Origin of the sequence: Nonomuraea sp. NPDC050663, assembly GCF_044456985.1 — a bacterium.
Lineage (GTDB): Bacteria > Actinomycetota > Actinomycetes > Streptosporangiales > Streptosporangiaceae > Nonomuraea.
In genome coordinates this window covers 121635-146351 of sequence record NZ_JBITGL010000006.1, presented here as the reverse complement: position 1 = coordinate 146351, position 24717 = coordinate 121635, and the positions used below count along the sequence as shown (strand labels likewise).

The 24717-nt window shown below is 73.2% G+C and carries 23 protein-coding genes; 14 read left to right on the top strand and 9 right to left on the bottom strand.

The window, feature by feature from the left end; all coding sequences use genetic code 11:
* From ACIBH1_RS20940 to ACIBH1_RS20910, 7 genes are all read left to right on the top strand, one after another.
* Nucleotides 1-963: an ADP-ribosylglycohydrolase family protein gene (locus tag ACIBH1_RS20940; protein WP_397315478.1), complete on the top strand. Its 963-nt coding sequence runs from the start codon at nucleotides 1-3 to the stop codon at nucleotides 961-963.
* Nucleotides 964-2031 carry an ADP-ribosylglycohydrolase family protein gene (locus tag ACIBH1_RS20935; RefSeq protein WP_397315477.1) on the top strand — a complete coding sequence of 356 codons (1068 nt, stop codon included), beginning with the start codon at nucleotides 964-966 and terminating at the stop codon, nucleotides 2029-2031.
* The gene (locus tag ACIBH1_RS20930) at nucleotides 2028-3167 is read left to right on the top strand and encodes an ADP-ribosylglycohydrolase family protein (RefSeq protein WP_397315476.1); all 1140 of its coding nucleotides are present in this window, start codon (nucleotides 2028-2030) and stop codon (nucleotides 3165-3167) included. The genes ACIBH1_RS20935 and ACIBH1_RS20930 overlap by 4 nt, the downstream gene beginning before the upstream one ends.
* Nucleotides 3164-4558, top strand: coding sequence for an ADP-ribosylglycohydrolase family protein (locus tag ACIBH1_RS20925; RefSeq protein WP_397315475.1), 1395 nt, complete (start codon nucleotides 3164-3166; stop codon nucleotides 4556-4558). Before ACIBH1_RS20930 ends, ACIBH1_RS20925 begins: the two co-directional genes overlap by 4 nt.
* Complete coding sequence (gene rbsK, locus ACIBH1_RS20920; protein ID WP_397315474.1) at nucleotides 4539-5429, top strand: ribokinase; 891 nt, start codon at nucleotides 4539-4541, stop codon at nucleotides 5427-5429. The genes ACIBH1_RS20925 and rbsK overlap by 20 nt, the downstream gene beginning before the upstream one ends.
* Before the next feature lie 85 nt (nucleotides 5430-5514).
* Complete coding sequence (locus tag ACIBH1_RS20915) at nucleotides 5515-6294, top strand: maleylpyruvate isomerase family mycothiol-dependent enzyme (protein ID WP_397315473.1); 780 nt, start codon at nucleotides 5515-5517, stop codon at nucleotides 6292-6294.
* A gap of 14 nt (nucleotides 6295-6308) precedes the next feature.
* A complete protein-coding gene (locus tag ACIBH1_RS20910; protein ID WP_397315472.1) occupies nucleotides 6309-7100 on the top strand; it encodes an inositol monophosphatase family protein in 792 nt (263 codons plus the stop codon).
* Nucleotides 7101-7200: 100 nt separating this feature from the next.
* Here ACIBH1_RS20910 and ACIBH1_RS20905 read toward each other — a convergent pair whose 3' ends face one another.
* Complete coding sequence (locus tag ACIBH1_RS20905) at nucleotides 7201-7773, bottom strand: TetR family transcriptional regulator (RefSeq protein ID WP_397315471.1); 573 nt, start codon at nucleotides 7771-7773, stop codon at nucleotides 7201-7203.
* A 64-nt stretch (nucleotides 7774-7837) separates the two neighbouring features.
* Here ACIBH1_RS20905 and ACIBH1_RS20900 point away from each other — a divergent pair, with 64 nt between their 5' ends.
* On the top strand, nucleotides 7838-8737 hold the full coding sequence (locus ACIBH1_RS20900; protein WP_397315470.1) for an oxidoreductase: 900 nt from the start codon (nucleotides 7838-7840) through the stop codon (nucleotides 8735-8737).
* A gap of 17 nt (nucleotides 8738-8754) precedes the next feature.
* Here the strand turns inward: ACIBH1_RS20900 and pyrF are convergent, their stop codons facing one another.
* A complete protein-coding gene (pyrF, locus tag ACIBH1_RS20895) occupies nucleotides 8755-9567 on the bottom strand; it encodes an orotidine-5'-phosphate decarboxylase (protein WP_397315469.1) in 813 nt (270 codons plus the stop codon).
* A gap of 4 nt (nucleotides 9568-9571) precedes the next feature.
* Nucleotides 9572-10192 carry a pyroglutamyl-peptidase I gene (gene pcp, locus ACIBH1_RS20890; protein ID WP_397315468.1) on the bottom strand — a complete coding sequence of 207 codons (621 nt, stop codon included), beginning with the start codon at nucleotides 10190-10192 and terminating at the stop codon, nucleotides 9572-9574.
* A gap of 24 nt (nucleotides 10193-10216) precedes the next feature.
* On the opposite strand from pcp, the gene ACIBH1_RS20885 reads away from it, so the two are divergent.
* A complete protein-coding gene (locus tag ACIBH1_RS20885; RefSeq protein ID WP_397315467.1) occupies nucleotides 10217-10696 on the top strand; it encodes a DUF2283 domain-containing protein in 480 nt (159 codons plus the stop codon).
* On the opposite strand, the gene ACIBH1_RS20880 is transcribed toward ACIBH1_RS20885, so the two are convergent.
* Nucleotides 10679-11035 carry a hypothetical protein gene (locus ACIBH1_RS20880; protein ID WP_397315466.1) on the bottom strand — a complete coding sequence of 119 codons (357 nt, stop codon included), beginning with the start codon at nucleotides 11033-11035 and terminating at the stop codon, nucleotides 10679-10681. The two genes, ACIBH1_RS20885 and ACIBH1_RS20880, sit on opposite strands and share 18 nt — an antisense overlap.
* A gap of 24 nt (nucleotides 11036-11059) precedes the next feature.
* Between ACIBH1_RS20880 and ACIBH1_RS20875 the strand changes: the two genes are divergently transcribed.
* On the top strand, nucleotides 11060-11881 hold the full coding sequence (locus ACIBH1_RS20875; protein ID WP_397315465.1) for a Cof-type HAD-IIB family hydrolase: 822 nt from the start codon (nucleotides 11060-11062) through the stop codon (nucleotides 11879-11881).
* The gene (locus tag ACIBH1_RS20870) at nucleotides 11881-14544 is read left to right on the top strand and encodes a glycoside hydrolase family 2 TIM barrel-domain containing protein (RefSeq protein ID WP_397315464.1); all 2664 of its coding nucleotides are present in this window, start codon (nucleotides 11881-11883) and stop codon (nucleotides 14542-14544) included. The genes ACIBH1_RS20875 and ACIBH1_RS20870 overlap by 1 nt, the downstream gene beginning before the upstream one ends.
* Here the strand turns inward: ACIBH1_RS20870 and nfi are convergent.
* Nucleotides 14537-15187, bottom strand: coding sequence for a deoxyribonuclease V (gene nfi, locus ACIBH1_RS20865; protein WP_397315463.1), 651 nt, complete (start codon nucleotides 15185-15187; stop codon nucleotides 14537-14539). The genes ACIBH1_RS20870 and nfi overlap by 8 nt on opposite strands.
* A gap of 77 nt (nucleotides 15188-15264) precedes the next feature.
* On the opposite strand from nfi, the gene ACIBH1_RS20860 reads away from it, so the two are divergent.
* The 3 genes from ACIBH1_RS20860 to ACIBH1_RS20850 are packed head-to-tail and all read left to right on the top strand — an operon-like array spanning nucleotide 15265 to nucleotide 20411.
* The gene (locus ACIBH1_RS20860) at nucleotides 15265-16380 is read left to right on the top strand and encodes an alpha/beta hydrolase (protein ID WP_397315462.1); all 1116 of its coding nucleotides are present in this window, start codon (nucleotides 15265-15267) and stop codon (nucleotides 16378-16380) included.
* A 27-nt stretch (nucleotides 16381-16407) separates the two neighbouring features.
* Nucleotides 16408-19698 carry a protein kinase gene (locus ACIBH1_RS20855; protein ID WP_397315461.1) on the top strand — a complete coding sequence of 1097 codons (3291 nt, stop codon included), beginning with the start codon at nucleotides 16408-16410 and terminating at the stop codon, nucleotides 19696-19698.
* Complete coding sequence (locus ACIBH1_RS20850; protein ID WP_397315460.1) at nucleotides 19695-20411, top strand: sulfite exporter TauE/SafE family protein; 717 nt, start codon at nucleotides 19695-19697, stop codon at nucleotides 20409-20411. Before ACIBH1_RS20855 ends, ACIBH1_RS20850 begins: the two co-directional genes overlap by 4 nt.
* Here the strand turns inward: ACIBH1_RS20850 and ACIBH1_RS20845 are convergent.
* The 4 genes from ACIBH1_RS20845 to ACIBH1_RS20830 are packed head-to-tail and all read right to left on the bottom strand — an operon-like array spanning nucleotide 20391 to nucleotide 24695.
* Complete coding sequence (locus ACIBH1_RS20845; RefSeq protein WP_397315459.1) at nucleotides 20391-21302, bottom strand: SGNH/GDSL hydrolase family protein; 912 nt, start codon at nucleotides 21300-21302, stop codon at nucleotides 20391-20393. The genes ACIBH1_RS20850 and ACIBH1_RS20845 overlap by 21 nt on opposite strands.
* Before the next feature lie 46 nt (nucleotides 21303-21348).
* Nucleotides 21349-22557, bottom strand: a complete 1209-nt coding sequence (locus ACIBH1_RS20840; protein ID WP_397315458.1) for a serine/threonine-protein kinase — start codon at nucleotides 22555-22557, stop codon at nucleotides 21349-21351.
* Between the two features lie 37 nt (nucleotides 22558-22594).
* Nucleotides 22595-24094 carry a M1 family metallopeptidase gene (locus tag ACIBH1_RS20835; protein ID WP_397315457.1) on the bottom strand — a complete coding sequence of 500 codons (1500 nt, stop codon included), beginning with the start codon at nucleotides 24092-24094 and terminating at the stop codon, nucleotides 22595-22597.
* 55 nt (nucleotides 24095-24149) lie between these two features.
* Nucleotides 24150-24695: a hypothetical protein gene (locus tag ACIBH1_RS20830; RefSeq protein WP_397315456.1), complete on the bottom strand. Its 546-nt coding sequence runs from the start codon at nucleotides 24693-24695 to the stop codon at nucleotides 24150-24152.
* Between the last annotated feature and the right edge of the window lie 22 nt (nucleotides 24696-24717).

The window sequence follows — 24717 nt, the reverse complement described above, 5'->3', positions numbered from 1 at the left end:
ATGGACTACCGGGACCGTGCCCGCGGGTGTCTCCTCGGCCTGGCCGCAGGAGACGCCCTCGGCGCACCCGCAGAGAACCTCACCCCGGCCGAGATCGTCGCCCGCTGGGGGCGGCTCACCGAGATCTCGGGCGGGGGCACCGACGACACCGAATACGCGATCTTCGCCGCCTCTCTCCTCGTCCGCCACGGCTCGGCGCTCACCCCGGCCGACGTCGTAGCCGCCTACCGGGAGCAGGTGCTTCCCCTGGTCGCGGGGCCCATGAAGGGAGCCGGCTTCTCGGAGCTCGGCACCGTCACGGCCCTGCGGCGCGGCCTGGAGCCGCCGCTGACCGGGGCCTCGCACTTCCACGGCTGGTCCGACGGGCTGGCCATGCGGGCCGCGCCGTACGGCGTCTTCGCCGCGGGCGACCCGCTGGAGGCCGCGCGGCTGGTCGAACAGGACGGCCTGGTCAGCCACGCGGGTGAGGGCATCACCGGCGGCAGGGCCGTGGCCGCGGGAGTGGCCGCCGCCATGACCGGCGCCCCGCCCTCCGAGGTGGTGGCGGCCGCGCTGTCGGCGATCCCGGCCGACTCGTGGACGGCGAGGAACGTGGAACGGGCGCTGGCGCTGACCGGCCCGCCGGACACGCTGATCGAGGCCCTGCACGAGGCGGTGGTCGTCCCCCACTACCCGTGGACCGACCTCGCGCCCGAGGCGGTGGCGCTCGCCTTCGCCGCCTACCTGCACGGCCAGGGCGACGTCGAACGGTCGGTGACCTTCGGCGTGAGCCTCGGCCGCGACGCCGACACCATCGGCGCCATCGCCGGCGCCCTGGCAGGAGCGGGACAGGGCGAATCGGGGGTCCCCGATCGCTGGGCGAGCAAGATCGGTAGCGTTGCGGGCAAGAGCCTGCCCGCCGTCGCGGGCAAGCACGTCCTGGACGTCGCGGACGAGCTGATCGCAGCTCGGGGAGGACGGTAAGTGTCGGGGAACACGTCGGCGAGCACGCCGGCGGGCAGCATGCCGGGAAGCACGGTCGGCGGCGCCAGGGGCGGTCCGGCCGGCGGGGCCGCGGGCAGGGCCAAGGGCGCCGCGCTCGGTCTGGCCGTCGGCGACGCCACGGGCTGGCCCGCGGCGCGGCACCGCTCGCACCTGCACGCTCCATGGAGCAGGCGACTGCACCGCGAGCTCGACACCTTCGCCGAGGAGCACGGGGTCACGTCGCTGCCCGTGCCGTTCGCGCTCAACCAGCCGACCGAGCCGCTGGCCCTCGGGCCGTCGGACGACGCCGAGTGGCTCGCGTGGACGATCCTCACGATCGACCAGCCCAGGGCCGAGGCGTTCAGGGGGCTCATCGGCGCGCCGATCAGGGCGCGCATCTCGGTGACCACCGCCCTGGGCAACCTGGCCAGGGGGCTGGAGCCACCGGCCAGCGGGCACGACAACCCGCACTTCTTCGACGACGCCGCCGCCGTCAGGGCGGTCGCCTTCGGGATCGCGGGCACAGCCCGCGGGCGGGACCCGGTGCGGGACGCCGGGCGGGACGCCGAGGTGACCAACGCCGGTGACGGTGTGCTCGCGGCACGCGCGATGGCGGGCGCGGTGGCCGCCGCGGTCGAGACCGGCCGGCTCGCCGACGCCCTGGACGCCGCGCTGGCCGAACTCCCCGACGGCACCGCGATCGGCCACAACGCCCGCCAGGCGCTGGCGATCGCGGCCAAGGCGGGCGACCCGTTCGCCGCCGTCCCCGCGCTCGACGCGGCGCTGCTCGACCACGTCTACAGCTACGGCGTCGCCGCCGCGCTCACCGTGCCGGTGGCGCTCGCGCTGGCCTCGGCCGGGCCGCTGGAACGTGCCGTGCCCGCGGCGGCCTGCCTGGCCCCGCTCGCCGACTCGGCGCCCGCGCTGACCGGCGCGCTCACCGGCGCCGTCGCCGGCCACGAAGCGATACCGGAGGGCTGGGCGCACGTCGCCCGCACCCTGTCCGGCTGCTGCCTGCCCGACCTGGCCGGCAGGGATCTGATGGAACTTGTGGAAGGAATCGCATGACGCCGCTGGAGAGCAAGGCCACCGGGTGCGTGGCGGGAGCGGCGGTGGGTGACGCGCTCGGCGGCGCCACGGAGGGGTGGACGCCCGAGCAGATCGTGAAGAGGTACGGCGGGGCGGTCGAGGGGGTCGTCCCGCCGTACAACGCCGACTGGCGCAACGCCCGGCCGATCGCTCCCTACCACAAGGGCGACGGCCACATCACCGACGACACCCTCATGACGCACGCGCTGATCAGGGTCTACGAGAAGGCCGGCGACCACCTCGACGCCTACGCGGCCGCCGACCACCTGGTGCCCGAGCTGATGACCGAGAAGGTGTGGATCCCCGAGTTCGAGGCGGAGGCGCTGCCCCTGCAGCGGATCTTCCTGGCCGAGAAGTGGCTCGTCGCCCGCCTGCACTACGGGCACGTCGACCCGCGCGAGGCAGGGACGGGCAACATCGTCAACTGCGGCGCCGCGATGTACATGGCGCCGGTGGGCGTGGTCAACGCGGGCGACCCGCGCAAGGCCTACGACGAGGCGATCGACCTGGCGGGGGCGCACCAGTCCAGCTACGGCAGGGAGGCGGCCGGCGTGATGGCGGCGGCGGTGGCCGAGGCCATGCGGCCGGGCGCCACCGTCGACTCGGTCGTCGCCGCCGCCTCCGCCCTGGCCAAGGACGGCACGAAGGCGGCCATCGAGGCGGTCTGCGCCCGCGCCCGCGACCTGGGCCACTGGAGCGAGTCCTTCGAGGCGCTGCGCGAGGCGGTCAGGCCGTACGACACGGTCGCCGACACCTACCGCGACCAGGGCCTGGGCGCCCGGCGGCCGTCGCGGCTGCACAGCATCGAGGAGTTGCCGCTGGCGCTGGCGTTCCTGGTCATCGCCAAGGGCGACTTCCGGGAGACGGTGCTGGGCGGGGTCAACTACGGCAGGGACGCCGACTCCATCGCCTCGATGGGCGGGGCCATCGCCGGGGCGCTCGGCGGGCTGGCGTCCGTGCCTCAGGAGTGGGTGGAGCAGGTCGGTACGGCCAGCCGTACTGACCTGGTCGCCCCGGGACTGGCGCTGGCCGGGGTCGCCCGCCGGGTCCACGCGCAGGACCTGCTGCGCCGCCGCGCCCACGAGGACGCCTTCGCCCAGCTGGCCGACGGATGATCCGGCTCACCTGGGTCCAGCCGGAGGACCTGGTCGGCCACGAGCTGCGCCAGGCCGCCGAGGACGGTCGCGCCGACGGTGCCGACGGCGCCGACCGGGACGGTCACGCCGGTGGCGCCGCGAAGGGCGCGCGTACGGCGGACGCCGTGGCGCAGGTCGCGCGGCGGTGGCGTGAGGCCGGGGGCCATGACGCGCCGCCCCGGGCGGGAGCCTCGGCTCCTGACGCCCGCCACCTGCGCGGCCTGGCCGAGGACCTGCTCGACGAGCTGGCCGCCATCCCGTCGCCGCTCGGCGAGCCGTCCGAGCTCGACGACATCATCGCCGCCTGCCCCGGCTGGCCCGAGCCCGGCCGCGCCATCACCAGCGGCGAGCGGGTCCTGAACGCCTGGCAGGGCAGGGCGGCCGGATGCGTGCTCGGCAAGCCCGTGGAGAAGATCCCGCGCGAGGGCATCAGGGAGATCGCCGAGGCCACCGGCAACTGGCCGATCAGCGGCTGGTTCACCGCCGCCGGCCTGCCGCCGGAGGTCGCGGCCCGCTGGCCGTGGAACCGCCGCAGCGCCGTCAACTCCCTGGCCGAGAACATCGACGGCGTCCCCGAGGACGACGACCTCAACTACCCGCTGCTGGCGCTGACGGTCCTGCGCAGGTACGGCAGGGCGTTCACGACCGAGGACGTCGCCCAGGTCTGGCTCGACGAGCTGCCCGCGGGCCGTACGTTCACCGCCGAGCGCGTCGCCTACCGCAACCTGCTGCAGGGCCTGGAACCACCCGAGACGGCGAGCTTCCGCAACCCGTTCAGGGAGTGGATCGGCGCCCTGATCAGGGCCGACGTGTACGGCTGGACCAATCCGGGCGACCCGGCCACCGCGGCCGAGCACGCCTGGCGCGACGCCCGCCTGACGCACACCGCCAACGGCGTCTACGGCGCCATGTTCGCCGCCGCCCTGTGCGCGCAGTCGCTGGTCGCCTCCGACGTCATGGAGGCGGTGGAGGCGGGGATCGCGGTCGTGCCGCCCGCCTCGCGCCTGGGCACGGCGCTGCGGGCGGCCGTCGACGACGCGCTGTCGGAGCCCGACTTCGAGCGGGTCGTCGACCGCCTCTACGAACGCCACGGCCACCTGCACTGGGTGCACACGATCAACAACGCGGCCCTGATCGCCGCCGCGCTGGTGCACGGGAAAGGCGATTTCACCCGCTCGATCGCGGGGGCGGTCGCGGCCGGCTGGGACACCGACTCCGCGGGCGCGACGGTCGGGTCCGTGGCCGGGGCGATCTCCGGCGTGCCCGATCGGTGGCGCATGAAGAACACCCTGGCCAGCAGCCTCACCGGGTACGACGGAATCGGCCTGGACGAACTGGGAAGATGGACCCATGATCTCGGTTTTCGGTAGCGCGAACATGGACCTCGTCGCGTACGTCCCCCAGGCCCCCAAGCTCGGCGAGACGGTCACGGGACGGGCCTTCCACACCATCCCCGGTGGCAAGGGGGCCAACCAGGCCATCGCCGCCGCCCGCGCGGGCGCGGACGTCACCTTCCTGGGAGCCGTCGGCGACGACGGCTTCGGCATCGCCATGCGCTCCACCCTCGTGGACGCCGGGATCGAGGTGACGGCGTTGCGCCAGGTGCCCGGCGCCAGCGGCATCGCGCACATCGTCGTCGACGACTCGGGCGGCAACTCCATCATCGTGGTGCCCGGCGCCAACGGCACCGTCACCGGCCTGACCGGCGACGATCACACCCTGATCTCCGCCTCCAGCGCCCTGCTGCTCCAGCTGGAACTGCCGATCGAGGGCGTCACCGCCGCCGCCCGCGCCGCCCACGAGGCGGGCGTGCAGGTCGTGCTCACCCCGGCGCCCACCCGGCCGCTTCCCGCCGAGCTGCTGGAGGCCGTCACCCTGCTGGTGCCCAACGAGCACGAGGCCGCCGACCTGACGGGCACCTCCGACGCGGACTCCGCGCTGGAGGAGCTGCTGAAGCTGGTGCCCGAGGTGGTCATCACGCTCGGCTCCGAAGGCGCGCTGTACGGCTCGCGTTCCGGTGAGCGGCTGCGCGTGCCGGCCGTCAAGGTGGAGGCCGTCGACACGACCGCCGCGGGAGACACCTTCGTCGGCGCGCTGGCCGTCGCCCGCTCGGAGGGCCTCGGTCCCGAGGACGCGCTGCGTTTCGCCTCCGTGGCAGCCTCGATCTCGGTCCAGCGCGAGGGCGCGAGCACCTCGATGCCCGGCCGCGACGAGATCGACGCCCAGCTGGCCGCCCACTGAGCTCGGGGCGGGCCGGGGTGAGATCGACCTCCGGCCCGTCCCGACCCTGAACCGGTCGACGCGGCGCGCATGACATGGTGGTCTCATGGACTTCCTCCCGCACTTGCGCCGCGAGATCCAGGAGTTCGAGACCGCCGCGCGGCAGGTGACCGACGCGCCGCCGGTGCCGTCGTGTCCCGGCTGGTCGATGGCCGACCTGGTGATGCACCTCGGCGGGGTGCACCGCGGCATCGTGCAGCTGATCGTGGACAAGCGCCAGGGCTTCCCCGACATGTCGGACCTGGGCTTCCTGAAGCTGCCCGGCGACCTGTCCGGCTGGCCCGACCCCGCGCGGGCGCCGAACCTCGGGCCGATGCCGCCGGGCCTGTGCGACTGGTTCGCCGAGGGCGCGGCGGAGCTGGCGGCGGTATTCGCCGGGCGTGCGGCCGACGAACCGGCGTGGACGTGGTCGGCCGAGCAGAGCGTCGGGTTCTGGCTGCGCATGCAGACCATCGAGGCGGCGGGCCACCGCTGGGACGCCCAGCTCGCGCTGGGCCGGCCGGAGCCCATCGACCGCGAGCTGGCCGCCGACGCCGTCGCCCAGACCTTCGAGGTGATGGTCCCGGCCCGGCGCGCGTGGACCCAGGCGCCGCCCGGCGCGGGCGAGAGCTACCTGTTCCGGCAGAGCGACGGCGACGGCGCGTGGCCGGTGCGCTTCGACGGCACCGCGATCACGAGCGAGGCGGGTGATCACACGGTCGAGGTGACCGGCACCGCCTCCGACCTGATGCTCTTCCTCTGGCACCGGATCGGCACCGACACCCTCCGGATCACCGGCGAGCGCTCCCTCCTGGACCGTTACTTCGTGCTGGTTCCGCCCGTGTGAGTACGATGACGATCATGGACCAGGTGCCGGAGATCCTCCGCGAGGCAGCCGAGCAGGCCATCATCCCGCGCTTCCGGGCCCTGTCCGGGGGCGACGTGAGCGAGAAGTCGCCGGGCGAGCTGGTCACCGTCGCCGACCGCGAGGCCGAGGCGCTGATCGCCCCGCGGTTGCGCGCCCTGCTCGACGTACCCGTCGTGGGGGAGGAGGCCAGCTCCGACACTCCCGGCCTGCGCGCGGCGCTGCACGACACGGCCTGGCTGGTCGACCCGCTCGACGGCACCTCCAACTTCATCGCCGGCAGCCCGGACTTCGCGGTGATGGCGGCGCTGGTCAGGAACGGCAGGACGGTCGCCGGCTGGATCCTGCGCCCGCTGCTCGACGCCGCCCGGCTCACCGGGTGGCAGGTGTACGCCGCGGAGCTCGGTGGCGGAGCGTGGCGCGACGGTGAGCGCATCTGGCGCGAACCCGCCCGCCCTCCGCTGGGCGGCGCCGCGCTCACGCGTTTCTTCGACCCGGAGGCCAGGGCCAGGCTGGCCGCGGCCGAGGTGCACTTCAAGCGCCTGACACCGGGGGCCAAGTGCGCAGGGGTCGACTATCCCCGGGTGGTCGACGGGGAGCAGGACTTCGTGCTCTTCCACCGCACGCTGCCGTGGGACCACGCGCCGGGCACCCTGCTGGTGTCGGAGGCGGGCGGCATGGTCGCACGGCCCGGTGGCGCGGCCTACCGTCCGGCCGAGGAAGGCGTCGGGCTGCTCGCGGCGGCCGACGCCGCCTCCTGGAAGCGCGTCGCCGCGCTGGTCTTCTAGGGCGGCTGCCCCGCGCGGACTCGCCAGGACCTGCGCGATACCCCGTCGACCTGCGCCGGGCCCGTCGACCCGGGCCCACTCTCGCCAGGTCGGCGGGCTGCTACACCTGGTCGATCTTCGCCAGGTCCAGGGTGCGCTCCACCAGCTCGCCCAGGTCCTCCGCGCCGTCCGACGCGACCCACGCCCCGAGCGCGACGTCGAGCGCCGTGAAGGCGACGCCCGCGATGAGCGCGGCGCGCACCGGGTCGATCGCCGACCGTGCCTGGAGCCGGCCGGCGACGCTCTGCCGCCACTCGAACTGCCGGTCCAGATAGCGGGCACGCAGCGCCGGCGTGCCGATGATGAGCCTGCTCAGCGCCAGCGCCTTCTCGGGAAAGCTCCGGTAGTGCACCGTCAGCTCCATCAGCGCGTGCCGTACGGACAGCGCGGGCGCCTCGTCGGCGGGCCTCCCGTCGATCACCGACTCCGCGTGCTCGCCGACGGCCGTGAGGACCTCGACGATCACATCCTCCTTCGAGCGGAAATAGCGGAAGAAGGTGCGCCGGGACACGCCCGCGGCCTCGACGATCTGCTCGACCGTCGTCTCCTCGTAACCGTTGCGGGCGATCAACTGGGCCGCGACGTGCGACAGCTCGTCCTTGACCAGCTGGCGCTTGCGCTCGAGGAAACTCACGCGACAAGGATAGCACTCCATGCAGTCCTTGACACTCAGTGCCAAAAGATGCACTCTGGGACGCATGGACCGATGGACCTATGCCAACGTGCCTGACTTGTCGGGCAAGACCGCGATCGTCACCGGAGCCAACAGCGGGCTCGGCTACGTCAGCGCGCGCGAGCTCGCCCGCAAGGGCGCCAGAGTGATCATGGCGGTGCGCGACGAGCGCAAGGGCGGCGCGGCCAAGGCCGAGATCGAACGGGCGATCACCGGCGCCGACCTCGACCTGCGCCTCATGGACCTGGCCGACCTCGACTCGGTGCGCGCCTTCGCGTCGGGCGTCGACGGCAGGATCGACATCCTCATGAACAACGCCGGCGTCATGATGCCTCCGCGCACGCTCACCAAGCAGGGCTTCGAGCTGCAGTTCGGCGCCAACCACCTGGCCCACTTCGCGCTCACCGGCCTGCTGCTCGACCGCCTGGCCGACGACGGGCGCGTGGTGACCGTCAGCTCCGACCTTCATCGGCGGGGCCGGATCGACTTCGACGACCCGCACGGCGAGCGGCGTTACTCCCCGATCGGCCACTACGCCCAGTCGAAGTTCGCCAACGTGCTCTTCGCCCTGGAGCTCGACCGGCGGCTGACCGTGTCGGGGGCGCGGATCAGGAGCATCGTCACGCATCCCGGCTACACCGCGACCAACCTGCAGACCTCGGGCCCGCGCGGGCTGCTGAAGTGGGGCGGCTGGCTCGGCAACCAGCTCTTCGCCCAGAGCGTCGACATGGGGGCGCTGAGCCAGGTCTACGCCGCCGTCGAGCCGCAGGCCCAGGGCGGGCAGTTCATCGGCCCGCACCGCGGCATGCGCGGCTACCCGGCCGTGGCCCGTCCCGTCGCCTCCGCCGAGGACCCCGAGAGCGCCCGCCGCCTGTGGACGCTGTCGGAGCAGCTCACGGGCGTCGTGTACAAGTTCCCGGGCTGACCGGCCGGGGGCGGTGGTCAGCTCAGGAGGGCGGCGAGCTCGTCGCGGTAGGTCGTGACCCGTTCGCGTAGCCGCGCCGGGTCGGTCAGGACGGCGCGCGACACCGACGGCACGACCGCGTGGCGTACCGGGGCGAAGAGCCTGGCCACGTCGGCCGGGGAGGCGCCCTGCGCGCCAACGCCGGGCACCAGGACGGGGCCGTGGAGCCGCTCCAGCGGATAGCCGATCGACGGCAGCGTGGCGCCGAGCACCACGCCGACCGGGCCGAGCGGCTCATGGGAGGCGCCGGCGGCGTTGGTGGCGGCGACGGAGTCGAGGATGCGGTCGGCGACCAGGTCCTGGAGTTCGGCGGCCTCCGGGTTGGAGGTGCGGGCCAGCACGAAGAGCCCCGCGTCGTTGCCGACCGCCGAGGCGATGGCGCCGCTCAGGGAGCCGAACCCCAGGTAGGGGTGGACGGTGATGGCGTCGCAGGCCAGCGGGCTGCCCTCGTCGAGGTAGGCCTCGGCGTAGGCGGCCATCGTGCTGGGGATGTCGCCGCGCTTGACGTCGAGCACCGTCAGCACGCCCGCCTCGCGCAGGTCGGACAGCAGGCGCTCCAGCACGGCGATGCCGCGGCTGCCCCAGCGTTCGAAGAAGGCCGACTGCGGCTTGGCCACCGCGGCCACGTCGGCGGCGGCGTCGACCACGGTGTGGCAGAACCGTTCGAGCCCGGCGGGCGAGTCGTCGAGGCCCCAGGCGTGCAGCAGCTGGGGGTGCGGGTCGATGCCCACGCACAACGGACCACGTTTGTCGAGGCCGGCGCGGAGCCTCGTGCCGAAGGAGTCACCCACCCGGTCAGGCTATCTCGCCGGACACCACCGGCACATCCACCTCAACAGTCAGAGCGGTGTCCACCAGGATCCGCAACGCCCGGGCGACAATCTCGACGGCCATGCTGGGCTGCGACGACGTGGTGACCTGGCCGGGGGAGTACGGCACGTGCACGAATCCGCCGCGCAGGCCGGGACGCTCGGTGGCGATGAGGTGCGCCAGGCCGTAGGCGACCTGGTTGCAGACGAACGTCCCCGCGCTGTAGCTGACCGAGGCGGGCACGCCCGCCTGCCGTACCGCCTCGACCATGGCCTTGACGGGCAGGTTGGTGAAGTAGGCGGCGGGCCCGCCGGGGACCACCTCCGCGTCGAGCGGCTGGGCTCCCGCGTTGTCGGGGATGCGCGCCTCGATGAGGTTGATGGCGACCTTCTCGACGCTGATCCCGCTGCGCCCGCCGGCCTGGCCGACGCAGAGCACCAGGTCGGGCTGGTGCTCGTCGATCGCCTCCCGCAGCACCTGGAGCGAGGCGGCGAAGACGCAGGGCAGCTCCACGACGGCCACGCCGCTCACCAGCCGGGCGGCCTCGTGGGAGGGGTTGGTCGATTCACCGCCGAAGGGCTCGAAACCGGTGAGGAGAGTGCGCATAACCAGGAAGGGTAGATCATCGACATGTACGAGATCGCCCGGCGCACCCTGTGGCTGCGCTCATCGCCGCCACGTGAGGTGACCGTGACGATCGGCCTCCCGGTCGAGGAGCCCTCGGGGGAGTGGAGCTGCCCCTACCGGATCGACGGGCTCGACGGCTGGGAGCACCAGCGCCGGGTGACCGGTGAGGACGCCGTCGACGCGCTGGAGCTGGTGCTGGCGGTGGTGCGCAGCGCGCTGGCCGGATCGCACGAGGCACGCGAGGGGCTGCTGGACGGCATGCTCGACGGCGAGCGGGCGGGCCAGCGGGCGGTGTTCGTGCGCTGGGACACCGAGGTGAACGCCGCCTATATCGCGATGAAGCGGGAGATCTCTTCGGGCGAGGCCGTCAGGCAGGTCGTGGCCGGTGACGACACGGTCCTCGACTTCGGCGCGGAGGGCGAGCTGCTGGGTGTCGAGCTGCTCGACGCCGAACGGCAGATGCCCTCAGAGATGCGCCTTTGACAGCAGCAGCTTCCAGCGGGGCAGCTCGAAGGCGACGGTGGTCATCGCGATCAGCGTGACGATGCAGGCCGCCAGGGGGATCCACGCCGCCCAGGAGCTGATGACCGCCGCCAGCAGCTGCAGGATCACCAGTCCGACCGTCACGTAGCCGGGCACGGCCACGAGCACGTGGGGGCGCGAGCCAGGCGTGGCGAATACGGTCGGCAGGCCGATCAGCACGATCACGGAGAGCACCGCGAGAAACGTGGAGTGCGGCCAGATCGCCCACGGGGTCGCCACCCAGGCGAGGATTTCGCTGGTGAAGCGGAGCGCTGAACCTTTATCGATCTCGGTAGACATATAGGGAAATCCTATGATCGACGGGTGACTTCTGTGCGCATCGTCGCGACCGACCTGGACGGAACCCTCCTCGACTCGACCGGTGCGGTGAGCACCAGGAACCGCAGGGCGCTGGACCGGGCGCGCGCCGCCGGGGCAGAGGTCGTCTTCGTGACGGCCCGGCCGCCGCGCGGGCTGGACGTGATCGCCGCCGCGGCGGGGGCGGACGGCTTGGCCATCTGCAGCAACGGCGCCGTCGTCTACGACCTGGCCCGGCGCGAGGTCGTCGCCACGCACGCGCTGGCCGCCGAGGTGAGCAGGAAGCTGGCCCAGGCCATCGCCGAGGCGCTGCCCGGCGTGGTGTTCGCCGTGGAGACCGGCCACGGGGTGCTGGTCGAGCCGGGGTACGGCAGATGCCACCTGCACGACGAGCGGTTCTGCACCAAGGTCGAGTCGGTCTTCGACGTCGATGTGCCCTTCGCCAAGCTGATGGCCTGGTCCAGGGAGCTGGCGGCAGACGAGATGCTCGCCGTCGCCCACGCGGCCGCCCCCGGCCTGGCGGAGATCACCCACTCCGGGGTCGAGGGGCTGCTGGAGATCTCGGCGACCGGCGTCACCAAGGCGGGCTCGCTGGCGATGTTGTGCCAGGACCGCGGCGTGGAGCCGGACGAGGTGGTGGCCTTCGGCGACATGCCCAACGACGTGCCCATGCTGGCCTTCGCGGGCCGCGGCTACGCGATGGCCAACGCCCATCCGCTGGTCCTGGAGGCGGCCCGGTTCACGACGCTCTCCAACGACGAGGACGGGGTGGCGGCGATCCTGGAAGAACTCTTCCCAAATGCCGATATGTCGGAAAAAGTTGGTTAGTGAGCTATTTCGAGGACTTCACTCCCGGCGCCGGCCGCAAGGCCCCCAGGGCCGCCCTTGACACCGACGCCCGCGTCATCGACCTGAGCGGCCCGTGGCGTTTCCGGCTCTCGCCCACCGCCCACGCCCCCGACTTCGCCGACCCCGACCTGGACGACACCTCGTGGGAGCTGCGCCGGGTGCCGGGACACTTCGGCACCCCCGCCTACACCAACGTGCGCTACCCCTTCCCGATCGACCCTCCACGGGTGCCCGACGAGAACCTCACGGGCGACCACAGGATCGCCTTCGAGGCCGGGTTCGAGCGGGCGGTGCTGCGCTTCGAGGGGGTCGACTCCTGCGCCAGGGTCTGGCTCAACGGCCAGGAGCTCGGCCACTCCATGGGCAGCCGGGTGCCGGTGGAGTTCGACGTGACCCTGCGGCCGGGACGCAACGTGCTGGCCGTACGGGTGCACCAGTGGTCGGCGGGCAGCTACCTCGAAGACCAGGACATGTGGTGGTGGCCCGGCATCTTCCGCGAGGTGAAGGTCATCGAGCGGCCCGCCGTGCCGATCGACGACGTCTTCGTGCACGCCGGCTACGACCACACGACCGGCGGCGGCACGCTCAGGGTCGAGGCCGGTGACGCCCTGCTGACCGTCGAGGAGCTGGGCGTCCACGATCACCCCGCCGGACAGACGATCACGCTGGAGCGCGTCGAGCCGTGGAGCGCGGAGCGCCCGAGGCTGTACGAGGCGTTCGTGCACAACGGGCACGAGAGGGTACGGCTGGCCATCGGCTTCAGGACCGTCACCATCGAGGACGCCGTCCTGAAGGTCAACGGCGAGCCGCTGAAGCTCAAGGGCGTCAACCGCCACGAGTTCCACCCGGTCAAGGGGCGCGCGCTCGACGCCGACACGATGCTCGCCGACGTGCTGCTCATGAAGCGGCACAACATCAACGCCGTGCGCACCAGCCACTACCCGCCGCACCCGCACTTCCTCGACCTGTGCGACCGGTACGGCCTGTGGGTGGTCGACGAGTGCGACTACGAGACCCACGGCTTCCAGGAGCTCGACTGGCGCGGCAACCCCTCCGACGACCCGCGCTGGGAGCCGGCCCTGCTCGACCGCATGCGGCGCATGGTCGAGCGGGACAAGAACCACCCGAGCGTCATCATGTGGTCGCTCGGCAACGAGGCGGGCACCGGGCGGAACCTGGCCGCGATGGCCGCCTGGACCAGAGGGCGCGACTCCTCCCGCCCGATCCACTACGAGGGCGACCGCGCCTGCCCCGACGTCGACGTCTACAGCCGCATGTACGCCTCCCACGCCGAGGTCGAGGCCATCGGCAGGGGCGAGGACGAGGACGAGCGCCGCCGCGCCATGCCGTTCGTGCAGTGTGAGTACGCCCACGCGATGGGCACAGGACCCGGCGGCCTGGTGGAGTACCAGGAGCTGTACGACGCCCATCCGCGCTGCGCGGGCGGGTTCGTCTGGGAGTGGATCGACCACGGCCTCAGGCACGACAGGCACGGCTACGCCTACGGCGGCGACTACGGCGAGGTGCTGCACGACGGCAACTTCGTCTGCGACGGCCTGCTCTTCCCCGACCGCACCCCTTCCCCGGGCCTGCTCGACCTCAAGAAGGTCTACCAGCCGCTGCGCTTCACCGCCGCCGACGGCGTGCTGCGCGTGGAGGGCGACACGGCCGGGCTCGACCTGGAGTGGTGCGTGGAGGCCGACGGCGTGCTCGTCGACTCGGGGCCGATGGAGAGCGCCGAGCTGAAGCTGCCCGCAGGCGGCGAGGACGAGCGCTGGCTGACCGTGCGCGCGTGCCTGGCCGACGACACCGCCTGGGCGCCCGCCGGGCACGAGGTCGCCTGGCACCAGGTACGGCTCACGCCGGGACCCGACCGCCTGGCCGGGCTGACCGAGGGAACGGCCCCGGCGATCCCCCTGTTCGAGCGGGTGGTGCCCCGGCTGGAGTTGTGGCGGGCGCCCACCGACAACGACCAGGGCGGCGGACTGCGCTGGCACTGGTCGCACCACGGGCTCGACCGGCTGACCTACCGCACCGAGCACCGCCCTGACGGCACGGTCGTCCAGCGGGTCGGCCCCGCCGCCACCGACGAGGGCTACCTGGCCACCTACACCTGGCGCGAGACGACCGCCGGGCTGCTGCTGGAGGCCGAGCTGGAGCCGGTCGGCGAGTGGAAGGTGCCGCTCGCCCGCCTGGGCCTGGCCTTCGAGCTGCCCGCCGAGCTGACCACCGTCACCTGGTACGGCAGGGGCCCGGGCGAGGCCTATCCCGACACCGGGGCGGCGGCCTACGTCGGCCTGTTCACGCGGACGATCGACGACCTGCAGACGCCGTACGTGCGTCCGCAGGAGAACGGCCAGCGGGCCGACGTGCGGATCGCGGTCCTGAGCACGCCGCGCGGACCCGGCTTCAAGGTCACCGGCGACCGGCCTTTCGGCCTGACGGTCAGGCGCTGGAGCACCGCCGAACTCGACGCGGCCGCGCACCGCACCGACCTGGTGGCGGGGGAGAAGGTGCACCTGATCGTCGACTTGGCCCAGCACGGCATCGGCACCGCCTCGTGCGGTCCCGGCCCGCTGGAGAAGTATCGCCTCACCGTCCGCCCGGAGGCGATCCGGCTGCTGTTCGAGCCGGTCAGCTGACCGTGCCGTAGCGGGCCAGGTGGTCGGCCAGGCGGATCGGCTCCGGCAGCCGGTAGCGCGGCGCGCACCTGAGCACCTGCTCGCACGCGGTCTCGAGGCTGATGCGGTGACCGGGCGAGACGAAGACCGGCCGCACGCTGGGCTGGGTGCGCAGCACCCGGCCCACCACCTCGCCGTCGAGCACGATCGGCGACCAGGAGCCGCGCGCCGGGGCGGGATCGTCGAACTCGCCCACGAACGGCGTCTTGCCCACGCCCACCGACGGCAGGCCGGTCAGCACCCCCAGATGGCAGGCCAGGCCGAAGCGGCGCGGATGGGCCAGCCCGTGGCCGTCGCACACCAGCAGCCCGGGCGCCCGCGACAACCGCTCCAGCGCCTGGACCAGCGCGGGGATCTCGCGGAAGGCGAACAACCCCGGCACGTAGGGGAAGGCCGCCTCGCCGTGCACCAGCGCCTGGTCGACGACCTGGAGCGTGCGGGCGTCGAGCACCACGACCGCCGCCGACAGCTCGTCGTCGCCGCGGTAGTGCACGTCGAGCCCGGCCACGGTGTCGAAGCGGTCGGGACCGGTGAAGCTCACGCGCGGACGCAGGAGTCTCTGGATCTCCTCCGCCTCCGCCGCGGTCTTCGGCCAAGGCTGCATCTGGCGATGGTAGACCCGCTCTGCCGTCCGGGGGGCCTCGTCTGGCGGGCGTCCGGCTTTCACCGTACTGTCTGATCATGCCGGACGTGCGAATCATCGTCGGCCCCGACGTCGTTGCCGACGCCGCGCTGCTCCAGGAGGTCGCCGAGCGCGAGTGCGCCGCGCTGGACGTCACCCTGGGCCGTGAGGGCGAGGCGGTCGTGGTCGTCTCCTCCGATCCCGACCTGGCCGGGCAGTTCCCCGGCGCGGTGTGGCTGGATCTGGCCAGGAACGACCACGGGCCCGACATCCACGGGCGGGGCGTGGCCGGGCTGACCTGGGCGGTGCGCAGGGCGGTGCACCGCCGGCGCCATCCCGGCGAGATCGTGGCCTACGGCACGCATCCCGACCAGTGGGCGGAGCTGCACCTGCCGCCGGGGCCTGGGCCGCACCCCGTGGTGGCGCTGGTGCACGGCGGATACTGGCGCTCGATCTGGGGCGCCGACCTGATGGACGCCCTCTGCGTCGACCTGTGCGAGCGCGGATTCGCCGCGTGGAACCTGGAGTACCGCCGCCCCGACCTGCACGGCTGGGAGGCGACGGCGGCCGACGTGACCGACGGGCTGCGCCGGCTCGCGACCCTCGAGGCGCCCCTCGACCTGGGCAAGGTGGCGGTCGCCGGGCACTCGGCGGGCGGCCAGCTGGCCCTGCGCGCGGCGGCCGACCTGGCGGCGGACGAGAAGCCCGGGAACGGTCCCGGCCTCTCGGCGGCGCTGGCCGTGTCGCTGGCCGGGGTGCTCGACCTGGTCGAGGGCGACCGGCGCTGGCTCAGCTCGGGAGCGGTGCGTTCGGCGCTCGGCGCGGTCGGCCCGGCGGGACCGGGCCTCGCCCCCGGCCTGACGCAGCGGCCCACGGGCGTCGAGCCCATGACGGGCGCCGAGCCCAGCCTGTATGAGAGCGAGCTCTTCAACTCCGTCTACGGCGACGCGAGCCCGCTGCACCGGCTGCCGCTGGGCGTGCGGCAGCTGATCGTCCAGGGCCGCAGCGACGACCTCGACCTGGTCGACTTCGCCCGCCGCTACGCCCGTGCCGCCAAGGAGGCGGGCGACGACGTGACCTACCTGGAGATGTCAGGCGACCACTTCGCGGTGATCAACCCGAAGGCCCCGATCTGGCAGACCACCGCCCTGGCCATCGCGAACGCCTTGCGGTAGGCGCCCGCTGGGCCGTACGAAAGAGGGATGCTCCCCGCCCACTCGACGAACGAACCGCAACGCCTCGACGGCTACTGGCTGGGGCGCCGCCTGGGCACCGGCGGGCAGGGCGTCGTCTACGAGGCCTACACCGACGACGGCGCCAGGGTGGCCGTCAAGGTGCTGCACCACGCCTCGGGACGCATCGCCAAGGAGGTCGAGGCGGCCCAGCGGGTGGCCTCGTTCTGCACCGCGCGCGTGATCGAGGCCCGGCTGGACGCGCCGCGGCCCTACATCGTCAGCGAGTACGTCGACGGCCCGAGTCTGCGCCAGGCCGTCCAGCAGGGCAGGGTCTTCGCCGGCGACGATTTGCGCCGCCTGGCCACCGGGATGGCCACCGCGCTGGCCGCCATCCACCAGGCGGGCGTGGTGCACCGCGACCTCAAGCCGGCCAACGTGCTGCTCGGCCCCGACGGGCCGCGCGTGATCGACTTCGGCATCGCCCGCACCGAGGACATGTCGCTCACCACCGCCCAGGTCGTGGCGGGCACCCCGACGTACATGGCGCCCGAGGTGATCGCGGGGGAGCGGGCGGGCTCCGCCGCCGACATCTTCGCCTGGGGCGCGGTGGTGCTGTTCGCCGCCACCGCCCGCGACCCGTTCGAGGCCGAGAGCCTGGGCGGGGTGATGTACCAGGTGCTCAGCCGCGAGCCCGACACCGGCATGCTGGTCGAGCCGCTGCGCTCCCTGGTCCCGGCCGCGCTGGCCAAGGATCCCCGGGCCAGGCCCAGCGCCGCCGAGCTGCTGTGGGCGCTGGTGGGCGGGCTGGACCTGGCGGGCGGCAGCCGTACGGCGGCCGGGCTGGTCCGTCCCCGGGTGTCGGAGCGCGCGCTGGGCGAGCTGGCCGAGGAGGTCTACGAGGGGCTCGGCCAGAACGAGCGCGACCTGGTGCCCGAGGTCTTCCTGCGCATGGTCGAGGCCGACGAGGAGGGCGCCGACGCGGTGCGCAGGGTGCCGCGCGAGGAACTGACCGACGGGCGGCGCGAGGCCGACGAGGTCATCACCGCCTTCTCGCGGGCCGGGCTGATCTCGGCGGGCGACGGCTCGGTCATGATCGCCCATCCGGCGCTGCTGCGCGCCTGGCCCCAGCTGCGTTCCTGGCTCGACGACGAGCGCGAGGGCCTGACCGTCCACCGCGGCCTGACCAGGGCGGCGCGCCAGTGGCACACGGGCGGCAGGCGCGACGGCGACCTCTACCAGGGCTCGGCGCTGGAGCACGCGCTGAGCTGGGCGGCGACCGGGCGACGGCGGCTGAGCCTCAACAGCGTCGAGAGCGACTTCCTGGCCGCGGCGTCGCGGCTGACCCGCCGCCGCACCACCAGGCGCCGCCTGGTCTCGGCGGCGCTGGCCGTGCTGCTGGCCGTGGCGCTGGGGGCGGGCGGCTACGCGGAGTACCAGCGGCGCACGGTCGCCGAGCAGCGCGACCAGGCGCTGGCCAAGGACGCCGCGCGGCGGGCGGAGAGCCTGCGCGTCACCGACCCGCTGCTGTCCAGACGGCTGGCGGTGGCCGCCTGGCGGCTCGCGCCGGTCACCGAGGCCCGCTCTGCCCTGTACGGCGCGCAGACCCAGCGCGAGCTCGACGTGTTCGCCGACCCCGAGCAGGGTCTGGGAGTACGCGCCCTGTCGGCCGACGGCGCCCGCCTGGCCTCGGTGCGAGGCGGCCAGGCGCGCGTGTGGGACGTGAAGGCCGCGCGCGTGCTGCGCCAGTTCCCCGTGCGCGACGCCCAGGCGCTGGCGCTGGGCCCCACGACGCTGGCGGTACTCGACGGCGGCTCGGTCGTGGTGCACGACCTGGAGAGCGGAAGCACGGCCACGCCGGACGTGCGCGGCGTCACCGGGATCGGCTACGACGGCGACGTCCTGGTCCTGCGCGAGGAGCGCGGCATCACGCTGTGGAAGGACGGCACGCTGTTCGAGCGCCGCGGCGCCGGGCTGGGCGCCGTCGCCGTCGGCGCGGGCTGGGTCGCCCTGGTCGGCGAGCAGGGCCAGGTCGAGCTGTGGGACCGCCAGAGCGGCCGCCGCACCAGGACCTTCCCGGTCAAGGAGGCCTACAGCCTGGCGTTCTCGCCCGGCGACAGCGTGCTGGCCGTCGGCACCAGGGCGGAGATCGCCTTCTACGAGCCGGCCACCGGCGCGCACCGGGTGGAGCTGACCATGAGCCAGCCGCGGGCGGTGGAGCTGACCTTCACCGGCCGGGGCGAGCACCTGCTGGTCACCCAGTCCGACTCGCTCGGGCACAGCTTCGAGGCGATGGCGTTGTGGCGGCTCGACGAGCCGGGCGGCCCACCCTGGCGTTACTCCTTCGGCTACGAGTACCCGGAGACCGTCAGGGTGAGCGGGACCACCGCCTCCTACCTCACCACCTCCGGCCTGGTCGCCACCCTCGACCTGGCTCCCGACCTGGCCCCGCGCGCCGCCGACGGCGAGGCGCTCGGCGTCACCGACGCCGGCGGCAGGCTGGTGGTCACCCGCCGCGGCGAGCAGGTGGCCGCCTTCGCCGCCTCCACGCCGCAGGGCTCCTTCCAGTACGCCCTGCACGGCTCGCTGCTGGCCTACGGCGAGCAGGAGGGCGACCGGGTGCGCTTGTGGGACGTCCGGCAGGCCAAGGAGGTCGCGGTGCTCGACGCGCCCGTCGCGTCGCTGCGCTTCAGCCCGGGCGGCGACGTGCTGGCGATCGGCAACCAGATCTGGGACGTGGGCTCGCGCAAGCTGAAGCGCACGATTCCCGACATCTCGGATGTCGTCGCGATCGGTCCAAAGGGGCAGGCCCTCGCGAACGCGCTCGCGGGCACATGGTACGGATTGGGGGTGGATGTCACGACCGGCGCCAAGACGGCGCTCCCCCTCGGATACATCGGCGCCGCCGCGTTCAGCCCCGACGGCCGCACGGTGGCGGTCGGCGACAACGACGGCCGCCTGCAGTTCCTCGACGCGACCACCTGGCGCAGGATCGGCCCCTCGCTCGGCGGCCACACCGACGACATCGGGCAGATCGTCTTCTCGCCCGACGGCACGATGGCGGCGACCTCCGGCAACGACCCGACGCTGCGCCTGTGGGACGTGGCCGGCCAGCGGCCGCTGGGCCTGCCGATCGAACCCGCCTCCGGCGAGACGTCCTTCGCCTCGGGCAGGCTTCACTCCGGCGGCGTGCCGGTGCTCGACCTCGACGGCGACCGGGCCGCCGCGGCGGTCTGCGCGGCCGCGGGACGCGGGCTCGACGAGCGCGAATGGTCACGGCAGCTGCCCGGAGTCGCCTTCCGAGAGACCTGCCCCCGGTGACCGAGTTCTTCGGGCTGCTCGGCATCGGGGTGCTGAGCGGGATCCTCAGCACGGTCGTCAGCCTCGCCTCCGTCCTGTCCTACCCGGCGCTGCTGGCCTTCGGACTGCCGCCGGTGACGGCCAACGTGACCAACACCGTGTCCCTGGTCTTCACCGGCCTCGGCGGCGCGATCGGCTCCCGCCCCGAGCTCGTCGGCCAGGGCGAGCGGGTCAGGCGCCTGGGCTGGATCACCGCGCTCGGCGGGGCGGCGGGCGCCGCCCTGCTGCTGCTCACCCCCGCCCGCGCCTTCGAGCTGGTGGCGCCCTGGCTGATCGCCGCCGCCTCGCTGCTGATCATCCGCCCGCCCGCCGCCAAGCACGAGCACGGCCCGCTGATGAAGGTCGCCCTGTTCGGCGTGGCGATCTACGTCGGCTACTTCGGCGCGGCGGGCGGCGTGCTCATGTTCGCCGTGTTGTCGGCCATGTTCGACCAGCTCCCGATGCGCAACAACGCGCTGAAGAACGTGCTGTCCGCGCTGTCCAACGTGGTCGCCGCCACCGGCTTCGCGCTGTTCGGCCCGGTCGACTGGCCCTCGGTGCCGCCGCTGGCCCTGGGCTTCCTGGCCGGCGGCTGGATCGGGCCGGCCATCGCCAGGCGGCTGCCGGGCCGTACGCTGCGCTACCTCATCGCCGTGTGCGGGCTGGGCGTGGCGCTAAAGCTGGCCTTCCTGTAGGACCTCCAGCACCCGCCGGGCCTGGTGGCCGGCGCCGAGCCTGTTCGGGTGCAGGGGTACGGCCGGGCCGGGCGGGTCGGTGGTGAAGGGCAGCACGCCCTCCACCCACCTGACCTTCGGCAACTGGCAGACGTCGTGGCCGATGCTGGTCGTGTAGGTGTCGACCATCGTCACCCGCTTGGCCCGCGCGACCCTGGCCAGCATGTGGTTGAGCTCCTCCAGCTTGTCGCCGAGCCATTCCAGGTCGATGTCGTTGGCCTGGACGTAGGGGTAGCAGCCGCCCGACTGCGGCAGCCCCGCGAGGTAGTTGACCAGCAGGACGCGCGCCCGGGGCGAACGTTTCCTGATGCCGTCGACCACCTTGGCGACCGCCGGCTCGGCGGCGCGGATCCTGGCCGACATGCCGTCGCCCTCCGGGGTGACCCACTTCGCCTTGCAGGAGGCTCCCAGCGGCGCGGGAGGCGCCAGACCCGGCACGATCTGCAGGCTGGGCAGCAGGTTGACGCATCCGGCCGCGGCCGTGGCGAGCCCGGCGTCGTTGCCGCCGATGCCGAGCGTGACCAGGTCGGTCGTGGCCCTCAGCCGGTCGAACTGGGGCCGGTTGACCCCGGCGACGAACGGAGGCAGGTGGTTGACCTCCTGCTCGCGCGTCATGTGGGCGGTGGTGGCCGCGCCGCAGGTCGCGTCGCGGAAGACGGGCACACGCAGCGCGCGGGCGACCTGCTTGGGATAGTTCCACGACGACTGGGCGCAGCCGCTGGGCGCGTGGTCGGTGACGATGCCGGTGATCGTGACGTCGGCGCTCCACGAGTCGCCCAGCGCGACGTACTCACGGACGGCGGTGCCGGGCGCGGTGAGCAGCCCGGCGGTGAGGATCAGAGGTAGTAGCACGCCAGGTAGTCTGACGAACACGGTGAGTGCTGTCAGGCCGAACGGGTCAACGCAGCCGGATGTCGGCCATCGACGCCGCCAGCACCGCCGCCGCCATCAGCGCGGCCACCGCCCCGACCAGCACCCGCTGCAGCACCACGCGCCTGCGCCGCAGCCGCGCCGTCTCCAGCAGGCAGGGACGCCGCTCGGCCACCCACCGGTGCAGCCGAGGCCAGGCGCGCAGCAGGACCAGCTGGCGCAGTGCGACGCGTCCGTCTTCGACCGTCAGCAGCCCCGCCGCGGCGAAGTGGTGGACGATCGAGGCGGGCAGCGTTCCGAGCGGCGCGTGCCGTACGGTGTCGTGGCCCTGGTCGTCGACGCCGATGAGTGCCAGGAGCGTCTGCGGCACCAGCGGGCGCTGCGACGGGGGCAGGCTCAGGTAGCGCGACTCGGCGATCTCGCCGATGCCCGGACGCGGGACGGTGGCCAGCGACGCCGCCTCCCGGCTGCCGCGCTTCGGGTCCCACGTGCCCAGCAGCGCCAGCAGCAGCTCGCGCGCGCTCGGCCGCTGCGCCGGGTCCTTGGCCAGCGCCGCGCCGACCAGCGTGCGCAGCGGCTCGGCCAGCGCGCCCAGGTCGGGGGCTCCCGACAACACCAGGTGCATCACCCCGTCGGGGGCGGGGTCGTCGAACACGTCGCGTCCCGTGGCGGCGAACAGCATGACCGCGCCCCAGGCGAAGACGTCGGCCGCGGGTCCCGACGGGCGTCCGGCGAACAGCTCGGGCGCCAGGTAGGCGGGCCAGAGCTCCGCGGCGCGCGCCACGCCGAACCCGGTCACCCTCGGGCCCTCCGGTCCGATCAGCACGGTGTCGGGCCGCAGGTCGCGGTGGATCACGCCGGCCTCGTGGATGGCCACCAGCGCGGTGGCGGTGCCGATCGCCAGGCGGCGCAGCCGGTCGGGGCCGAACGGCCCTTCGAGCCCGACCAGCGCCCGCAGGTTCGGGCCCGGCACGAACTCGTTGACGGTGTAGGCCGGGTAGGCCGGGTCGTGCTCGGTCCGGGCGTCGATGACCCGGGCCGTGCAGTGACCCGCCACCCGCATGATGGCGGGCAGATCCCTGCGGAGGCGGGTGGTTCCACCGTGGACCATCCTGATCGCCACCCGCTGACCGCAGGGATCGTACCCCTCGTAGACCTCGGTCCGGCCCAGCCGGCCGGCCACCCAGTAATCTCCCAGGCGCGCCGGGTCGCCCGCGCGCAGAGCCAGTGCACTCACAGGGGCTTTGTCGCTGTGAACAGGGAAAAGGTTGTCTCTAGAGAGGTCCGTGGAGCCTTTCGTGGGTCAATTTGTGGGATTCCAGGAAGTTTGGCCCCGAGGATTGTGATCTCGTTGAGACCAACGTGTCCGGAGCCGGCCGCTCGGCGGGCTTGGCCGGGGTGTACAGCCAGGTCTGGAAGAGCGTGTCGAGCTGCCTGCCGGCCTTCTTCTCCGCCAGCGACACGAACTCCCCGGTGTCGGCGTTGCCGTGCTGCTTGATCCGGGCCCAGGCCTTCAGGATGTCGAAGAAGACCGCGTCGCCCACCTCGCTGCGCAGCGCCTGCAGAGTCATGCCGCCTCGCCAGTAGACGGAGGCGTAGAAGAGGAACTCGGGCGTCGGATCGCCCGGCACCCGCAGCCAGAAGCGCGGGTGGTCGGCGGGGATCTCGTCGTAGAGGCCGTTGGCGAGCTCGGCGGCGGTGCCCGTGCCCTGCTTCTCCGACCACAACCACTCGGCGTAGGTCGCGAAGCCCTCGTTGAGCCAGATGTCCTTCCAGCGCTTGAGCGCGACGCTGTCGCCGAACCACTGGTGGGCGTTCTCGTGCACGACCACGCCGACGTCGGTGGCGCCGTCGAAGAAGACCGAGTCGTAGACCGGCTGGGTCTGCGTCTCCAGGGCGAAGCCGACGTTCTCGTTGACCACCGAGCCGCCCATCGAGTGGAACGGGTAGCGGCCGAAGAGGCTCGCCAGATGGTCGACGACCTCGGGCGTGCGCTCGACGCTGTCCTTGGCGAACTGCTCGCGCGGGCCGAGCGTCGGGTCGTAGGCGGTCGTGACGGGCAGGCCGCGGTGCGTGCGCTGCCGTACCTCCAGGTCGCCGACGAACAGCGTGGCCAGGTAGGAGGCCATGGGCTTGTCCATCAGCCAGCGGTAGGTGGTGCGGCCCTCGCGGGTGCGCGTGCCGGTCAGGACGCCGTTGCTGATCGCCTCGGTGCCCTGCGGGACGGTGACCGCGATGTCGTAGGTCGCCTTGTCGAGCGGGTGGTCGTTGCTGGGGAACCACCACCAGGCGATCTCCGGCTGGCCCAGCGCCAGCGCGCCGTCGGCGCGCTTCACCCACGGCTTGACGATCCCCGGCACGTCGTGGGCCGAGGGGGTGTCGGCGTAGGCGACCTCGACGGTGAACGGCACGCCCTTGGCCAGCGTGCGGCCGGGCGTGATCTCCAGCTCGTGCGTGCCGGTCCTGGCGAAGGCCGCGGCGCGGCCGTTGACCTTCACCTCCTGGACGGCCAGCAGGAAGTCGAGGTTGAAGCGGCTCAGGTGCTGGGTGGCGGTGGCCACGATGGTGGCCCTGCCCTTCAGCAGGTCGGCGCCCGGCTGGTAGTCGAGGCGCAGGCTGTAGTGCCTGGCGTCGTAACCGCCGTTGCCGTAGTCGGGGAAGTAGGCGTCGCCGATGCCCGGCGCGCCCGGCGTGCCGCGAACTCCCGCCGCCTGGGCGGGTGCGGCGACGAGCGGTAAGACCAGGAGGACGCTGGTGAGAGTCTTCGCGAGCATGCCCCAGAAGCTACGCCCGGCCCCCCGGTGGTGTCGGGCGATTGGCCGGGACAGGTCACTCCCGGTGGAATGGGCGGGTCGTGTCGTCGGGATTCGGCTGACCGTAGGGCGGCTGCTGGTGCATCTGCTGGTGCTGTGCCTCGTGCGGGAGCGGCTGGTAGTGCTGCGGGGCCCAAGCGGCGGGGCTGATCCTGGCCCTCCAGCGCGACGGGAAGAACGAGGCGACCAGCAACGTCAGGCCGAGAGCGAGCAGCAGGCCGGTGTAGAGCAGCGTGTCGAGCCCCAGGGCGAACTCCGACGGCAGGAGCGTGCTGAGGTTCATGCGGAAGCCGTCGAGCACCATCCCCACGAAGGGCACCACGCCCAGGACGGTGTAGGCCAGCCCCGGCAGCAGCGAGGCCAGCGGCGACAGGCGCGAGCCCATCGCGAACCCCAGCAGGGCCGCGGCGGCCAGCAGCACCGGCAGCCCGATCCAGGGCAGGTAGAACATCCGCATCCCGGTGACCACCCTGGTCAGGCCGAAGGTGAGACCGGCCAGGATGATCGGCGTGAGCAGCAGCCCGGCGACGGCGCCGAGCCCATGGCGTGCACCGTTACTCATGGGATGAGACGCTACCCACGTT